Source organism: Coleofasciculus sp. E1-EBD-02 (assembly GCF_040218245.1).
Taxonomy (GTDB): Bacteria; Cyanobacteriota; Cyanobacteriia; order Cyanobacteriales; family Coleofasciculaceae; genus Coleofasciculus.
This window is the reverse complement of the sequence record NZ_JAVJQN010000260.1, coordinates 1-15,097: the sequence shown is the minus strand read 5'-3', so window position 1 is coordinate 15,097 and position 15,097 is coordinate 1. Positions and strand designations below refer to the sequence as shown.

18 protein-coding genes are annotated in these 15,097 nt (G+C 45.9%); 5 read left to right on the top strand and 13 right to left on the bottom strand.

Annotation, left to right across the window (positions count from 1 at the left end; genetic code table 11):
- Positions 1-339 precede the first annotated feature (339 nt).
- The 10 genes from RIC07_RS37830 to RIC07_RS37785 form a co-directional block, all read right to left on the bottom strand.
- Positions 340-645, bottom strand: a complete 306-nt coding sequence (locus RIC07_RS37830; protein ID WP_446352470.1) for a (2Fe-2S) ferredoxin domain-containing protein — start codon at positions 643-645, stop codon at positions 340-342.
- A gap of 139 nt (positions 646-784) precedes the next feature.
- Entirely contained in the window at positions 785-2,161 is a 1,377-nt protein-coding gene (gene nifK, locus RIC07_RS37825) for a nitrogenase molybdenum-iron protein subunit beta (RefSeq protein ID WP_446399003.1), read from the bottom strand.
- A gap of 230 nt (positions 2,162-2,391) precedes the next feature.
- Positions 2,392-4,011 carry a nitrogenase molybdenum-iron protein alpha chain gene (gene nifD, locus RIC07_RS37820; RefSeq protein ID WP_446399002.1) on the bottom strand — a complete coding sequence of 540 codons (1,620 nt, stop codon included), beginning with the start codon at positions 4,009-4,011 and terminating at the stop codon, positions 2,392-2,394.
- Positions 4,012-4,114: 103 nt separating this feature from the next.
- Positions 4,115-4,510: a P-II family nitrogen regulator gene (locus tag RIC07_RS37815; protein ID WP_446399001.1), complete on the bottom strand. Its 396-nt coding sequence runs from the start codon at positions 4,508-4,510 to the stop codon at positions 4,115-4,117.
- A 116-nt stretch (positions 4,511-4,626) separates the two neighbouring features.
- Positions 4,627-4,986: a P-II family nitrogen regulator gene (locus RIC07_RS37810; protein WP_446399000.1), complete on the bottom strand. Its 360-nt coding sequence runs from the start codon at positions 4,984-4,986 to the stop codon at positions 4,627-4,629.
- Positions 4,987-5,076: 90 nt separating this feature from the next.
- Positions 5,077-5,901 (bottom strand): nitrogenase iron protein, encoded by an 825-nt coding sequence (nifH, locus tag RIC07_RS37805; RefSeq protein WP_446398999.1) that lies wholly within the window; start codon positions 5,899-5,901, stop codon positions 5,077-5,079.
- 521 nt (positions 5,902-6,422) lie between these two features.
- Complete coding sequence (gene nifU, locus RIC07_RS37800; RefSeq protein ID WP_446398998.1) at positions 6,423-7,370, bottom strand: Fe-S cluster assembly protein NifU; 948 nt, start codon at positions 7,368-7,370, stop codon at positions 6,423-6,425.
- Between the two features lie 28 nt (positions 7,371-7,398).
- Positions 7,399-7,542 carry a hypothetical protein gene (locus RIC07_RS37795; RefSeq protein WP_446398997.1) on the bottom strand — a complete coding sequence of 48 codons (144 nt, stop codon included), beginning with the start codon at positions 7,540-7,542 and terminating at the stop codon, positions 7,399-7,401.
- Entirely contained in the window at positions 7,539-8,765 is a 1,227-nt protein-coding gene (gene nifS, locus RIC07_RS37790; protein ID WP_446398996.1) for a cysteine desulfurase NifS, read from the bottom strand. The genes RIC07_RS37795 and nifS overlap by 4 nt, the downstream gene beginning before the upstream one ends.
- 127 nt (positions 8,766-8,892) lie before the next feature.
- Positions 8,893-9,375, bottom strand: a complete 483-nt coding sequence (locus RIC07_RS37785) for a NifB/NifX family molybdenum-iron cluster-binding protein (RefSeq protein ID WP_446398995.1) — start codon at positions 9,373-9,375, stop codon at positions 8,893-8,895.
- Between the two features lie 1,229 nt (positions 9,376-10,604).
- Between RIC07_RS37785 and cysE the strand changes: the two genes are divergently transcribed.
- Positions 10,605-11,447 (top strand): serine O-acetyltransferase, encoded by an 843-nt coding sequence (gene cysE, locus RIC07_RS37780; RefSeq protein WP_446398994.1) that lies wholly within the window; start codon positions 10,605-10,607, stop codon positions 11,445-11,447.
- Between the two features lie 29 nt (positions 11,448-11,476).
- Here cysE and RIC07_RS37775 read toward each other — a convergent pair whose 3' ends face one another.
- From RIC07_RS37775 to RIC07_RS37765, 3 genes are all read right to left on the bottom strand, one after another.
- Positions 11,477-11,839 (bottom strand): DUF5615 family PIN-like protein, encoded by a 363-nt coding sequence (locus RIC07_RS37775; protein ID WP_446398993.1) that lies wholly within the window; start codon positions 11,837-11,839, stop codon positions 11,477-11,479.
- 5 nt (positions 11,840-11,844) lie between these two features.
- Complete coding sequence (locus tag RIC07_RS37770) at positions 11,845-12,075, bottom strand: DUF433 domain-containing protein (protein WP_446398992.1); 231 nt, start codon at positions 12,073-12,075, stop codon at positions 11,845-11,847.
- Between the two features lie 206 nt (positions 12,076-12,281).
- Complete coding sequence (locus RIC07_RS37765) at positions 12,282-12,992, bottom strand: DUF4336 domain-containing protein (RefSeq protein WP_446398991.1); 711 nt, start codon at positions 12,990-12,992, stop codon at positions 12,282-12,284.
- Positions 12,993-13,225: 233 nt separating this feature from the next.
- Here RIC07_RS37765 and RIC07_RS37760 point away from each other — a divergent pair, with 233 nt between their 5' ends.
- The 4 genes from RIC07_RS37760 to RIC07_RS37745 all read left to right on the top strand — a co-directional run.
- Positions 13,226-13,504, top strand: coding sequence for a LysR substrate-binding domain-containing protein (locus tag RIC07_RS37760; protein WP_446398990.1), 279 nt, complete (start codon positions 13,226-13,228; stop codon positions 13,502-13,504).
- Positions 13,505-13,629: 125 nt separating this feature from the next.
- Complete coding sequence (locus tag RIC07_RS37755) at positions 13,630-13,977, top strand: hypothetical protein (RefSeq protein ID WP_446398989.1); 348 nt, start codon at positions 13,630-13,632, stop codon at positions 13,975-13,977.
- Complete coding sequence (locus RIC07_RS37750) at positions 13,962-14,507, top strand: hypothetical protein (protein WP_446398988.1); 546 nt, start codon at positions 13,962-13,964, stop codon at positions 14,505-14,507. The genes RIC07_RS37755 and RIC07_RS37750 overlap by 16 nt, the downstream gene beginning before the upstream one ends.
- 215 nt (positions 14,508-14,722) lie before the next feature.
- Positions 14,723-15,097, top strand: a 375-nt coding sequence (locus tag RIC07_RS37745; protein ID WP_446398987.1) for a hypothetical protein, incomplete at its 3' end; no start/stop codon positions are given.

Here is a 15,097-nt window from a genome sequence, read left to right as displayed (position 1 = left end):
TATCCATTCAATTGACTCGTGTCGCCCTTGACTAATCCTTTCTTTAACATGTTCTAGAATTCTGAGTGAGTCGTCTTTAGACGACTTTCGCTTTTGGTTCCTTGGGTTTGAACCCAAGGCGGTTTAAGGCTGGAATTCTGGGGAACATGTCATCTTGGGTCTTCGGGTAGGGGCGATCCGCTTACATCAAGTAACAACTGTATCCATTCAATTGACTCGTGTCGCCCTTGACTAATTCTTTCTTTAACATGTTCTAGAATTCTGAGTGAGTCGTCTTTAGACGACTTTCGCTTTTGGTTCCTTGGGTTTGAACCCAAGGCGGTGGCGAATGGTTGAGATTTAACTAACAAACAGATAATCCTCAGCAGGTTTGCCATCTTCTAAGGCGTCGAGGATTTCGTCAATGGCTTCTTCATCAACATTTCCGTACCAGTAATTATCTGGGTAAACCATCATCACAGGTCCGTTGTTGCACAGATTCATGCATCCCGTTGAGGAAACCAGAGCGTCTAAACCGCGATCGGTTATTTCTGATTCGAGATACTGAATTAAATTAGTAGAATCCTTTTTCTGACAAACTCCTTTCGCGTTGCCATTGACTCGGAAGCTGGAACAAACGAAGATATGGTGTTCAGGTTTCTGCATGATAAACCCCCTTAAAAAGGATGAAAAATTAAGGATGATTTTTGAGTTTTTCAGGACTAACTCAAACCTTGGATTTGGGGCGGATTTAGTCACATCAGGTGACAACCAATTATCCGAATTAACCCGCCCCGATAGCGTTCTAGCGAACCAATTCAAACAGCTCATCGGGAGCATCCCGGTCGAGGCGTTCGAGTAAGGTGTTGCAAATATTAGACAGCAGGTAGATACCACCCCAGTAGCAAGCTGTGGGGAAGTAGCTGTGACCGACGCGATCTAAAATGGGGAAACCGAAGCGCACGATCGGAATATCTTCATCACGACCGATATACTTGCCGTATTCATTGCCCAGAAGCAAATCGACTGGCTCATTCTTAATCAGTTGATGCAGGTAGAATAAGTCTGCATTAGCCGCAACAACGGCATCGGGAACGGCATCCTTGAGGATATCTTTGACCCGTTCTTCAAAACGCTTCCCAACCGGGCTACCCGTAATCACGTAAACGGGTAACATACCGCAGTCTACGAGGAACTCAGTCGCAGAGATCACCTGGTCAGGGTCACCGTATACCGCAACCCGCTTGCGATACAGATACTGCTGCATATCCGTCATCACATCAACCAACCGTCCCCGGTCATCATTGAGCGACTCAGGTGGCGTGACATCACTGAATTCAATCAAGGCTTGGACAAAGCGGTCAGTGGCGCGAAGACCAATGGGTAAGTCTAGGACACGAGACGGAACTTGGCACTTGTTTTGCAGGGCAGTTGCGGCAGCTTCCGAGGTAAAATTACCCAAGGCTAAGGTGGCGGTGCTATTCCCGGTGTCGATTAAATCGGGAATCGGTGTCCCGCCTTTCGGGTACATCTGAAAATCACCCGTCTTCGGCGTATCCACCACATCCGAGGTATCCGGGAAGACAATCGCGTCAATCCCCATTTGGGTCAGCAACTGCTTCACCGCCCGCACATCGGAGGGTTCGACGTAGCCGGGAATAATGTTGAGCTTGTTATTCGGCGTCTCGGTTTTTGCCGATAAATAAGTCACCATCGCCTTAGTCATATTCGACCAGCCGGTGACATGAGACCCGACGTAGCTGGGAGTATTGGCATGAATGACATATTTGCCTTCGGGAACTGCCCCAGATTCACGGGCTTGGCGGATAAATGTGGGTAAATCATCGCCAATGGTTTCCGATAAGCAAGTGGTGCTAACTGCCACCATATCCGGGTTGTACACGGTAAAAATAGTGGTCAGGGCTTGCTTCAGGTTTCCGCCACCGCCGAACACAGAGGAACCCTCGGTAAAGGCGCTGGTTGCAGCCATGATGGGTTCTCTGTAATGGCGGGTCAGGTGAGACTTGTGGAATGAACAGCAGCCTTGAGACCCGTGGGAGTTCGGTAAGCAGCCGTGAATCCCTAATGCGGCGTACATTGCCCCAATCGGCTGACAAGTCTTGGCAGGATTGATTCGTAGCGCCTTACGTTCAACGATTTCTTTAGGGGTTGCTTCTAACATGATTCTGGTTCTCCTTTGTGGGGATTGTTGATTGTTGATTGTTGATTGTTGATTGGGGATTTGGAATTGGAGATTAGAAATAGGGGATTGGGGATTTGGAATTGGAGATTAGGGATAGGAGATAGGGAATTAGGAATTGAAGATTGGAATAATTCCCTAGCTCCCCCAGCTTCCCCAGCTTCCCCAGCTCCCTCTGCTACCCCTGCTCCCCCTGCTCCCTTGCACCTCCGCTAGTTCTGCCAGGGAGCTTTAACTAACTTCCAAGTGGGGTTGTTAATCCGCATATCGATATCTTTGGCGAAATTAACCGCACCTTGGAATCCGGCAAACGGACCGCCGTAGTCGTAGTTGTGAAGTTGCTTACAAGGAACGCCAAACTTCTCAATCACATACTTGTCCTTAATCCCGGAACCGACGATATCGGGCTTGAGGCGCTTAATCAGAGTTTCTAGCTCATGATGGGAGATGTCATCAATCATCAACGTGTCTTCACCCATCTCCGAAATCATCCCCTCGTACCGATTCAGGAACCCTTCTTCTTTAAGCTGCTCCACCCATGCTGGGTCAGCCGTCAGTTTGTAGCGCTCTGGGTCTTTTTCGACACGCAACTCTTCGACGTTACGGGAGTCGGCGTCTACTTTCAACGGTAGAACTTGACGACCTTCGTAATCATCCCGGTGGGCGAACTCATAGCCAGCAGCAATGGTTTTGATGCCTAAGTCTGCAAACAAGTCTTGGTAGTGGTGAGCGCGAGAACCGCCCACAAACAGAATCGCACTCTTGCCTTGCAACCGTTCCCGAATTGGGGCAATTTCCGCTTCTGCGGCAGCCACTTCTTCAGCAATCACCTCTTCAATGCGCTGGGTAAGTGCCTCATCATTAAAGAATCGGGCAACCTTACGCAAGGACTTGGCAAACGCTTGAACGCCGATGAAGCTGACCTTTGTCCAGGGAACCCCAAACTTGGTCTCCATCATCTCCGCCATGTAGTTAATTGAGCGGTGACACATGACCAAGTTCAATTGAGCCAAATGGGCTTTCGTCGCTGCATCGTAGTTGCCATCACCACTGAATGTAGCAATCACATTAATCCCACACTTCTCAAACACCCGCTCCAGTTCATAGGCATCGCCGCCAATGTTGTACTCACCCAAAAGGTTGACGGTGAAGCCTTCAAGTTCTTCGTCTGTTGCTTCGCCTTCACCCACCCAATTTTTAAAGAAACCATTGTTGGCGATGTGGTGACCCGCAGACTGGGAAACGCCTTTATAGCCTTCGCAGTTAAATGCAACAACCGAAATGCCGAGTTCTTCAGTCATCTCTTTGGCAACGGTTTGGATATCGTCACCAATTAACCCCACTGGACAGGTGGCTGTGATGGTAATCGCATTGGGCTTGAAGATGTCATAGCCTTCCTGAACGGCTTGACGCAGCTTTTTCACACCGCCGAAGACAATATCAGAGTCCTGCATGTCGGTGGTGACGCAGTAACTCATGTAATTCTTGCCATCTTCACGGCTACGATACTGATTGCGTCGCGTCATCCAGGTGTAGTACGAACAGCCCACTGGTCCGTGAACAATGTGCAGCACATCACCAAAGGGACCAACAACCACCCCTTTACAGCCAGCAAAGGCACAGTGTCTGGTGTTAAGAATCCCAGGAACCGTCCGCACATTCGCCTGAATTTCCTGTCCTTCGATGGACGGGTCCCGCATCACGATATGCTTTGCCCGTTTTCTGGCAACTTTGGCTGGGTAGGGCGATACCATCTCTTTGGTAACGTCTTTCGGGTCTACTTCATACGTCGCCTTTTCTAATTTTAAGGTATCTGAATCATGGGGAGTCATAATCGTTTTCTCCTGTCTTAATTGCTTTTTTTGAAAGGGCGGATTTAGTCAAGTTATCGATGTGTACCAAGTAAAACCCGCCCCTACATTTCGCTGGGAAACCTTAACCCGTCATTTCATCAATCGCGACGGCTCCTGTTTCGCCACTGCTCACGCGGACACTATCATCAACGGGCAGAACAAAGATTTTTCCATCTCCTGGGTTGCTGGTCTGATTGGCTTGAATCAGGGCATCAACCACTTGCGGAACGTTGTCATCGGGAACCACCAAACTGAGCATCCGTTTAGGAATTAAACGGTGTCCTTGAGCCAGGAGGGGCAGCAAATCACTGCTATCTTGGGGATTTTCATTAATTGCTTTCGCTAACTGAAAGTCCACGGCTTGCCTGCCTCGACCGACTACTTTCACCGCTGTCACGGACGGAAAACCAGCTTTGCTTAAGGCAGCTTTCGTCTGGTTAATTTTGTTCATCCTGATGACAGCCAGAACTTCTTTCATAACCTTCAACACTGAGATTTACTCTCGTGCCTCCTAACATAAACCGGGGAGTTCTCTTGTAGAAACCGTTATTAACGATTTCTACAAGAACAATGGATACAAAATGGGTCTCATTTTTAGCGCGTAGCCAGCGCAGGTTCTTTCTTACTCGAATCGGCTTTGCCGGAGCTGATGGTGTAGACTTCTTCTACAGGACTGACAAATATCTTGCCATCACCCGCTGCTCCTTCTGTTCCCGTGCGAGCGCTGCCGAGAATTGCCCGAATCACAAACTCTTTTTCGGTATCGGGAACCACTACCATTAACAACGCTTTGGGGAGTTCATCATAAAGCACATTACCAATTTTCAATCCCCGTTGTTTGCCTCGACCAAAGACATCAACTTTGGTAACGGCTGGATAACCAGCGTCCAAGAGCGCTTTCATAACGTCGTCGCTCTTTTCCGGTCGAATAATCGCTCTCACCATGATAGTCATGGGATGTTGCCTCCAAACAATTGTGCTTGTATTTCAGCGGTGGAAGATGTGAGAATGTTTGTAACCTTCCACCTGCAACACACTGCATCTTTAGCCGTACAAACCGAACTTAACAAGTAGTTGTTCCAACTCGTCATTCTTCATCGGTGTGGGAACGACATGATTGGTATTCTCATCAATCGCTTTAGCTAAGCTGCGATAATGACCGGCTTGCTCACAATCGGAGTCATATTCAATCACCGTCTTACGGTTCAGTTCTGCCCGTTGAACCATATTGTCGCGGGGCAAGAAATAGATCATCTGAGTGCCGAGTGATTCAGCCAATGCTTCGATAAGTTCAGCTTCCAGATCAACCTTACGGCTGTTGCAAATTAAACCACCTAAACGAACACCACCAGATTCAGCGTATTTTTGAATGCCTCGGCAGATGTTATTAGCGGCATACATTGCCATCATTTCGCCAGAGGTAACGATGTAAATTTCTTGGGCTTTACCTTCCCGAATTGGCATGGCGAAACCGCCGCAAACCACGTCACCTAGTACGTCGTAGAAAGCATAATCAAGACCTTCACTCTCGTCATAGGCGCCGAGTTGTTCGAGCATACTAATTGAGGTGATAATGCCTCGACCTGCACAGCCTACGCCGGGTTCCGGACCACCGGATTCTACGCAGAGGGTTTTGCCATAGCCTTCTTTACGAATTTCTTCGAGATCGACGTCGTCGCCTTCTTCACGCAAGGTGTCTAACACACTCTTTTGGTGCAAACCACCGAGCAATAAGCGAGTAGAATCTGCTTTGGGGTCACAACCAACGATCATGACTTTGCGACCGAGTTCGACAAGTCCAGCCACTGTATTTTGTGTGGTTGTGGATTTACCGATTCCACCTTTACCGTAAATAGCAATCTTCCTCATGTCAGACCTCCATTAGGATCAATTTTTTTGAGGTTACATCATTAACATTTAATTGAAGTTGATTCGGAGAATTTTTGTATATTCAACCATCCGAAGGCTTCAAATCAATCAAGAAACAAGTGAGCGTTTATCCTGGTAACGTTTTTTGTTTTCCTGATGATTTAATAATAGGAATTAAATCTAGAAGTAAAAGTGTATTTCGCTACATAATCAGAGTTTTATTGATTTAGTTTTGATTCGCTATTTTTCTGTTTGTAACAAAGCCTTGGTCTTTCTATGTCAACGATAGATCAATAACTTATTTGCAATTTATTTAAATCTTTAGTTATTATTAAATAGTGACAATTAACACTGTTTTTAATTCAGATTTATCAAGGCAAATGCTAATTACGTGTAGAATCAATCCAACCTGTTATCGGTTAAAAAAATACCCTTGGCGATTCACCAAGGGTTACCTATACAACGGAGTTACGTTAAAACTTGTTCAATCAGAAACTGAAGTCAAAATTTGCACATTAAACTTAAACCACGGCTTCAACCATAAGATTAGGAGACACTCGTTCTTGCAGCCGCTTTTCGATCGCCATCTTCAGGGTAATCATCACGCTGGGACAGCCATCACACGATCCTTTGAGAATCACCTTGACGCGATCGCCTTCTACATCATGCAACTCCACATCGCCGCCATCATAGGCTAATGTGGGACGGATTTCCGTTTCCAGGACTTGCTGAATCAAGGTAATTTTTTGCAAGTTCGTCAGGGTAGCAGGAGGTGGCGATTTCTCCTCTTTGATCGGGGAAGTCGAAGGAGTCGTTGTAGCAACGGCGGGTTGAGGAATCGGTGCGGACAACGACGCGGCGGTATTTAATGTCTCCTGTTCTTGAGTAACATCGATCACCAGATCATCGATTTCTGCCAAACATGATCCACACCCCCCACCAGCTTTAATGTAGTTGGTGACTTCTTCAGCGTTAGTGAGGTGATTTTCCCGAATCAGTCGCTTAATCTTAGCGGAACTCACCCCAAAACAACTACACACCAAGGGACTTTCGTCCTCTTCCTCCGGTCTAACCGGAATCCCTTTATAATCAGAGATTGCCGCTTCCAGGGCTTCTTGACCCATAACCGAACAGTGCATCTTCTCTTGAGGTAAGCCACCCAAATAGCTAGCAATCTCACGATTCGTCAGTCGCAACGCATCATCAACCGTCATCCCCTTAATCAGATCTGTTAATGCTGAGGAAGACGCGATCGCACTCGCACAGCCAAAGGTTTGAAAACGGGCATCCAGAATGGTATCCGTTGTGCTATCAATCCTCAGATACAACCGCAACGCATCGCCACAAACGATACTGCCAATTTCGCCAACTGCGATCGTTTCCGTCGTCGCACAATCTTGAGTTGCGATCGCGCCCATATTGTGCGGATTATGAAACAAATCCATTACCTTGTCAGTGTAGTCCCACATGGCTTATTCTCCCGTTATTTGTCATTCGTCATTTGTCATTTGTTAGGGAACAGGGAACAGGGAATAGGGAATAGGTAAGGTAGAGTTTTGAGTTAACTTCCTCATCTCCCCCAGCTCCCCCTGCTCCCCCTGCTTCCCCTGCTTCCCCTGCTCCCCCTGCTCCTCTGCTCATTGCACCGTCATAACCCCTCTACCCTGTTGTTCCCTGGCTGTTTGCAGCCAACCGTGTTCTTCGTCGGCTTCATTCTTGAAGGGGGAAATCATGCGTAAGCGTTCTACAATTGCTGGCATTACCTCCAACACCCGATCAATTTCGGCTGAGGTGGTATATCGAGACAAACTAAACCGAATCGAACCATGGAGAAGCGTATAAGGTAATCCCATCGCCCGCAGTACATGAGAGGGTTCTAATGAGCCAGAGGTGCAAGCCGAACCCGACGAGGCGCAGATACCAAAGCGATCCAGGGACAGTAAAATGGCTTCACCTTCGATATACTTAAAGCCAATATTCGTCGTATTCGGTAGCCGCATCGACGGATGACCATTAAGCTGACAATCTGGAATCTGACTGAGTAATCCTTGTTCCAAGCGATCGCGTAATTCCTTCACCTGGGTAACTTCTTCCGTGACGTGCTGGATTGCCAATTCTGCGGCTTTCCCTAAGCCAATAATCGCTGGAACATTCGACGTACCCCCTCGACGCCCCCGTTCTTGATGACCCCCAATTAACAGGGGACGGAAACGCACACCTTTGCGAACATAGAGTACGCCAATGCCTTTCGGTGCATGAAGTTTATGACCGGAAAGAACTAAGAAATCAACCGTACTCTCGCTCATATTTAGGGGAACTTTCCCCACCGCCTGCACTGCATCAACGTGGAACAAAATGCCCCGTTGTTTAACAATCTGCCCAATCCGTTCAATCGGAAAAATCGTCCCCGTTTCATTATTGGCGCACATCACCGAAACCAAAGCCGTATCGTCGGTGAGAGAGGCTTTCAATTCCTTGAGATCAATCAATCCTTTGCCATTAACGGGGAGATAAGTCACCCGATAGCCTTCTTTTTCCAGTCGTTTGCAAAGCGTGTAAACCGCTGGATGTTCCACCGCCGTGGTAACAATGTGCTTCTTGTCTGGTTGAGTCCTCAACGCCGCACGAATCGCGGCATTGTCTCCTTCCGTACCGCAACTGGTAAAAATAATTTCTGTCGGTTGAGCGCCCAATAATGCCGCAACTTTTTCTCGTGCTTGCTCTATATTGCGGGCTAATTGTCCACCAAACGTGTGCATACTGGAGGGATTTCCATAATATTCAGTCAGATAAGGCAGCATCTCCTCCAGCACAGCCTCGTCTACACGAGTAGTGGCATTGTTATCCAGATAAATTACACTCATACATCTACCTATAGAACATCAGTCTCGGAATTGAACTCGATGCTAAAATTCCTGTAAAACCGTAACCAAAGATACAAAATACTCTATGTTTGAATCAGGGCGGGTTTAGTTAAAGGATTGGTTTTTGTCAAACGTTATCGGTAAAACCCTGATATTGCTCGTAGAAGTCCAGCACTACGTTTTCAATCACGTCGTAGGCTTCAACGCACTCAATTCCCTGCGCTTTCAATTGTTCCTTGGGACAAGCACCAATCTTGGAAACCATAACGGCTTGGCAATCCGAAAGCGTTTGCATAATGTTTTCCAGTACATCGGCTTCGCCATACCCGCCTTGGCAATAGGGAGTTACTGAACGCCGATCAATACAATGGGCTTCATCGTGATCAACTTCGTAAATCTCGAATTCTTTGGCATGACCGAAATGTTGATTAACCAAGCCACCGCCTTTACTGGCGACAGCGACGCGGATTTTAGTCCGATTGGCGACAGAGGATGTATTTTCAGTTCGAGTCGCGTTCAGGATTTCTTTAAACGGCTCTTTGCCCGTTTGTCGTTCCTGATGTCGTTTCAAGTCGTATTCTGATTTCATCTTCAGACTGTTGGTGTTCATGACATCCTTCCTCCTCCGGTGTCCTCGAATCGCCTAATCGTCTCGGCGTAGCCAATCCAGTAACTGTTTGAGTCATGGGCTTGCGGCATTGTCTGAATTAAAAGATAAATGCACCCTTAACACCCAACGCCAATACTTAAACAGTTAAGTATGAAGGAGTTGATTGAGCATCCTTCATACTTGAATTCCGGCGATAGTTGTTTTTATAGCAGCTCGGTCTAAAAAGGAGGTTCTGTTCGCCTGGGGTTAAGACTTATTAGATTAATTGCTTATGTACTCATCCCCCTAAAGTCTGATTACAGAGGCGTTTCAAATTTCTTTGGGGGTAGGGGTTCTAGTATTTTCGGGATGGGGTGCAAGTATTTAAGGGGTGGGGTTCGAGTATTTCTGTACTCACGCTCAAAGCCTATTGTAGTGCGGAATTGAGCTAATTTTATTCGGAGCTTTTACTGAGTACAGATTTGCACTCAAAATGCTTATCGGTTAAATCTAACGTTTTACCTTGAATGGCATTTCTGTATCTAAATTAGCATTTTTTTGCCGAGTCTGCATTTCTATTGATTTTTTTTAGATTTCCCCCATTGGTGTAGGTTGGGTTGAGGAACAGGGGTTGTAGAGACTGAACATGGCGCGTCTGGGAGATGGAGAAAATGTAGGGGCGGGTTTTACCATTAACATTTAGTTTTCACCCTGATGTCACTAAACCCGCCCCAACGGATTAAGCTGTCATGCATTTAAATTGGGAATGGGTAGCGAGCAAGATGCTCGCACTACAAGGATGAGAGCCATTATTGATATTAAGCGCTACCTGTAGGGGTACGGCATTGCCGTGCCCCTACTATATGTGGCTCATTTATATCCTCTTTGTCCTGTCAACTGATGATCGGGGCGGGTTTATTTACATCTGGGTGCAACCAAAAAGATAGTTGTGAAACCCGCCCCTACACATTCACGTTGCGCCACATACCGTAAACAGTCACCTTGTCGCTGGGGTCATTCTGAGTACACAAATACTAGAACCTCGACCCGAAAATCTTGCCATCCGGGATAAAAAATACGAGAACCCTTATCCCCCCAACACGGGGAAATGCCCATCAAATCAGAACGTTGAGCGTTGAGTACATCATTAATAAGCGAATCCAGTCTAATCTGTAGCTAATGTGCAACCTAGCCATCAGACATCTGGTATAAGCGAAAAAAGATTAACTTCGTTTCAGGGGCGATATGCAATGCTACAGTCCACCACAAATTACTCAACAACGCGATCGCAGCTTGCTACCCCAGTTGCAAAAGGCAGAAGGCACAATTGGATCACCCATTGTCAGCAACCTATAGAGGATAGGGAATTAGAACGAGGCGACACTGATAAAATCCCTAGAGTCAGAACACCGTTTCAGGTAATCAAGCAAGGCTGGCGAACCCTCTTAACTGACTTTCAGATTATCTTTGAACGTGATCCAGCCGCCCGGAATCGGTTCGAGGTATTGGTTTGCTATCCCGGCTTACAGGCGCTGATCAGCCATCGCCTCGCCCATTGGCTGCATCGTCAGCGAGTACCATTCCTTCCCCGCTTCCTGTCTCAACTGGCGCGATTCTTCACCGGAATCGAAATTCATCCAGGGGCGGTGATGGGTAAGGGTGTGTTTATTGATCATGGCATGGGCGTGGTAATTGGTGAAACCGCAATTGTGGGTGATTACTGTTTAATTTACCAAGGCGCAACCCTGGGAGGAACAGGTAAAGAAACTGGCAAACGTCATCCCACATTAGGGAAGAATGTGGTAGTGAGTGCAGGTGCCAAGGTATTGGGGAATATCCACATTGGCGATCATGTTCGCATTGGGGCGGGTTCAGTGGTGTTGGGAGATGTCCCCACCGATTGCACCGTGGTGGGAGTACCAGGGCGAATTGTACGTCAGTCTGGCAAACGCATTGATCCGTTAGAACATGGACAACTCCCTGATACACAAGCCGCCGCGCTACGGGCGTTACGCGATCGCATCACGGAACTCGAACAGCAATTGGATTCCTTGAGTCGAAGAGAAAAACAGGATGAAAAATGCCTGGATTAGACTTGATAATTACAGAAACATTTTTGACCTCAAACCGATGGACGACGAATTCGGGTTTGTGTTTCATCAGCAACAACTAGACAACCTGCCAAAGTTGTGAGTGGATAGTCCTGCACAACCCTAGCCAAAACATCAAGCACCGCCTGACGACTTCCACGACGAGAACGCAACAATAAAATCCCCGGATGAGTTCCTAGTGGAAAACGTCGGACATCAGAAAAGTCTAAATCTAGAGTAATAAAAAAGCGCCCATCAGTACAAGCTTGCTGCCATACAACTTCATCATCTTCACCGGACAATCCTTCATCAGTAACCCGATCGCAATCGTAACCTTTATTCCGGAGAAACTCCGCATGAGTAATACTAAGATTTTCGTCTAATTTAACCAACATAATCCTTATCGCAACGGTAACAGTTCCTCTTCTCTCACCAGTGCGGCAGCATAAGCGATCGCAGAGCGCACGTTGTCTACAGTCAACGGCGGATAGTCTTCGACAATCTCTTCTAGTGTTAATCCTTCTGCCAGATTATCCAGAATGACTGAAACCATAATGCGAGTTCCTTTAATACAAGGTTTTCCATGACAAACCTTGGGGTTTATCTCAATCTGTTCTTGCCAATTCTTCATTTTTTATATCGCCTAACTTGTAAAAATAGACTAATCTGATAGTAGCAGAACCTTAAACGGCGACCCGATCAAGTGGTATTGGCAGGTGTTACGCGATCGCATCACCGAACTCGAACAGCAATTGGAATCCTTAATCCCAAAAGAACAACGAAATAATCAGTACCCGGATTCTGCGACATACCCCACACCCAACCCTTAACAGGTATTTAGAGAGATCCCCCTAAAAACCACTCGTACCCTTCCTTAAACTGCTTCTTCGCATCATGCTCCACAATGCTGCCATGAGCTACGATAACTTTTCTAAAGTCCCATTTTAGTACCTTTTGAACGGATTGTTTAACTTTCTCCTTTTCTTGAGTAGCAAGCTGTTCCAGCAATGAGGGTCTAAGTTTTTTGTACCCTCCCATTATTTTGGATGCTAATCTTGTTGTCAATGGAAAGGTTTCATCAAAGTAAAACGCTGTGTCTGTCAAAATCAAAGTATGACTTTCGGAATGAAAGAAAACATATTCATTTATAGGAAATACTCCGATGGGGAGGAAGGTATTAAACCCTTCAAATAATAAATATTCAAGTTGACCTAAAAACTCGGTTATATTATCCTCTAATACCCGATCAATGTATAGCTCAGGTTTTTTAACCTTCAATCCTGATACAGCATAAATCTTTGCTTGAGGATAAAGAGCCTTAAAATCAGATAAAAAAAGATAATGAAAAAGATTTGGGGCTATAATATATTTGACATTTCCCAGCTCATTAATTTGGTCTGTAGTTTGGTCATTTATTTGAATTGGAGAGATAACAGCTAATTCACCATTACTGAAACGAATTACTGTCATTCTTGTACCAACGCTCAATCCAAAATATCGTAACGTTTGCTCGGCAACCCAAATGTTCCTGTCAATTTTTCTGAGCATAGCTATACTGCTGGTGCTAACGTTGACTGTAGGCGGCTTCTTTAGACGACGCTCTCATCAACATTTGTTGAACAACTCGCCATAGAAGCGATCATTTAAACAATATACTAGATGGCTGAACCATCTGAAAGACAATTGAGGTTGTCATCTTGGGTCTAAAAGCATTACCCTTCTACCCTCTGGTCACTATACAAGGAAAGATGCTACCGGACTTGATATGACTTAGTTACCTTGTGCATCTAAGTCTTGAAGTTAATAGTGGTCAAGCCCTTTACGAGGCGATTTTAGCAGGAGGAGGTATCGGTCGGGTCATACAAGTTCTATCTCAACGGGAACTGACATCAGGTCAGCTAGTGCATCTGCTCAAGGAGTATGAGGCGGATAATGAGGTGGGAATTTATGCGGTGTTTCCTGCTCAACGTTATCTGCTGCCCAAAGTTCAATGCTTTGTGGAATTTTTAGCCAAGAGTTTTTCGCAAGATATGACAAGCTTGAGCATCCCTCTGGCATAATCCTTATAGTTTCTGGCGATCGCTCCCCTTAGCAAAACTTATCCAGCTTGCCGCAAAAATTTGATAATAATCTATATGGTTCTACCCGCAGGAAGTTTAACTAATAAATTGGGTGAGGGAAGCTAATGACAGAAAAAATGAGTTTTATTATTCTGCGTAATTTTACTAAAGAAGAAACTCAGCTAGATGGCGTATTTTATGAAATTGAAGGGGGCTTTCGGGGCTTTAGAGGCGTATCAAGTGGCGCTCATTATATCAGTGTGAAAGTTGAGGAACAACATAAAGGTTTTTGGTGTTACCTGGAACCTAATCAAGCTTTAGTAAAAACTTTTAATGCGGCTTTGCAACAGTTTGAAGATGAGGAACCCAAAACAACGGAGCAGTACCAGCAATTAGCATTGAGTGGAGCAATGGATCAGGCACTGATAACTTATGATGAGGATACGAGAGTGGAGCAATGGATCAGGCACTGATAACTTATGATGAGGATACGAGAGAAATCTGGCAGGAACTGACTAAATATATCACTCACCAGGATTTTCCTCCAACTCTCCATCAAGAAGAAAGTATTCAGCCTCCCACTAACTTATCTGCTGAAGACTTGAGTCAATGGATGCTAAAGTACCATAAATCGCGCTTTGAGCAAGCGTTGTTCGATACCCATCAGGGTAATATTAATGCTTTTCTGGGGGAGTTTCAATTTGCTTTTGCACGTTGGTATATAGACTCAGAATATACTATAGCTTTCAATCGCTGGTCCCATCTCCTCCAAGCTCTCTATAATGCGGGTGAAAGCGGTATTAGTAAGGCGACTGACCTGTTTAGCCAGTTGATAGATATTTTACTTTTGCAGTTTGATTGTTTACCAGACGAGGTGTTAAACCCTGATAGCGTAGTGATGAGCAGTGCAGAATACTTAGCTGAAGACATGATTGACTCTGATGTTGAGGAAGGAGAAGAGTTCAAGGCTTATTTGGAGGAGCGAGGGATTGTAACTGAGTAATCATTTGTGGAATAATGTGATACTTCAATTATTTTATTTGACCGATGAAGATCGCGCCCACGGCTACTGACTCAACCATGCGATCGCGCTCCTTCACAAAACTTATTTAGCTAGCCGCCTAAATTTTGATAACAATTTAATCAATGTCCAGCACTAAGCAGGTAGAATAGAATAATTCTTCAGCAGAATCACCGCTATCGTTGAGGCACTCGGCAATGTCTTCTCACGAACACCTCTGGAAAAAAGGCTTCTCAAAGCCCAATTCGACCCCCGTGCCGAATCCCTTCAAGATACAGAGGCGTCGTGCCAAAGTGCTGTCACCGACATTATCGCCCCAGGAAAAATTACAGCTCAAACAACAAGCCGATCAAATTTCCCAGTTAGGTTATAACTCCCAAAAGATTCCACTTCAATCTCCTGCGCCAACAGCCGAAGCCAGTCCGATTCACTCAAAGGCAGGTGATCTCACAAACCAGCAACCCACTACTGATGCTGTAGAGATTCAGGCGGATGCGTCGGAAGTTCAAGACGAGACGAAAAAGCCAGAGGATCTTGCTTTTGGCGAAGCCTCAGATGCTTCCGCAGCAGAT

What these genes read in the sequence shown, in the direction of transcription:
- RIC07_RS37795 (WP_446398997.1), bottom strand. Translation starts at nt 7,542, where the DNA reads ATGAGCAGAGGAGCAGGGGGAGCAGGGGAAGCAGGGGAAGCAGGGGGA.
- nifK (WP_446399003.1), bottom strand. Translation starts at nt 2,161, where the DNA reads ATGTTAGAAGCAACCCCTAAAGAAATCGTTGAACGTAAGGCGCTACGA.
- RIC07_RS37755 (WP_446398989.1), top strand. Translation starts at nt 13,630, where the DNA reads ATGACAGAAAAAATGAGTTTTATTATTCTGCGTAATTTTACTAAAGAA.
- nifU (WP_446398998.1), bottom strand. Translation starts at nt 7,370, where the DNA reads ATGTGGGACTACACTGACAAGGTAATGGATTTGTTTCATAATCCGCAC.
- cysE (WP_446398994.1), top strand. Translation starts at nt 10,605, where the DNA reads ATGCTACAGTCCACCACAAATTACTCAACAACGCGATCGCAGCTTGCT.
- RIC07_RS37775 (WP_446398993.1), bottom strand. Translation starts at nt 11,839, where the DNA reads ATGTTGGTTAAATTAGACGAAAATCTTAGTATTACTCATGCGGAGTTT.
- RIC07_RS37785 (WP_446398995.1), bottom strand. Translation starts at nt 9,375, where the DNA reads ATGAACACCAACAGTCTGAAGATGAAATCAGAATACGACTTGAAACGA.
- nifS (WP_446398996.1), bottom strand. Translation starts at nt 8,765, where the DNA reads ATGAGTGTAATTTATCTGGATAACAATGCCACTACTCGTGTAGACGAG.
- RIC07_RS37810 (WP_446399000.1), bottom strand. Translation starts at nt 4,986, where the DNA reads ATGACTATCATGGTGAGAGCGATTATTCGACCGGAAAAGAGCGACGAC.
- RIC07_RS37815 (WP_446399001.1), bottom strand. Translation starts at nt 4,510, where the DNA reads ATGAAAGAAGTTCTGGCTGTCATCAGGATGAACAAAATTAACCAGACG.
- RIC07_RS37750 (WP_446398988.1), top strand. Translation starts at nt 13,962, where the DNA reads ATGGATCAGGCACTGATAACTTATGATGAGGATACGAGAGAAATCTGG.
- nifH (WP_446398999.1), bottom strand. Translation starts at nt 5,901, where the DNA reads ATGAGGAAGATTGCTATTTACGGTAAAGGTGGAATCGGTAAATCCACA.
- RIC07_RS37830 (WP_446352470.1), bottom strand. Translation starts at nt 645, where the DNA reads ATGCAGAAACCTGAACACCATATCTTCGTTTGTTCCAGCTTCCGAGTC.
- RIC07_RS37765 (WP_446398991.1), bottom strand. Translation starts at nt 12,992, where the DNA reads ATGCTCAGAAAAATTGACAGGAACATTTGGGTTGCCGAGCAAACGTTA.
- nifD (WP_446399002.1), bottom strand. Translation starts at nt 4,011, where the DNA reads ATGACTCCCCATGATTCAGATACCTTAAAATTAGAAAAGGCGACGTAT.
- RIC07_RS37770 (WP_446398992.1), bottom strand. Translation starts at nt 12,075, where the DNA reads ATGAAGAATTGGCAAGAACAGATTGAGATAAACCCCAAGGTTTGTCAT.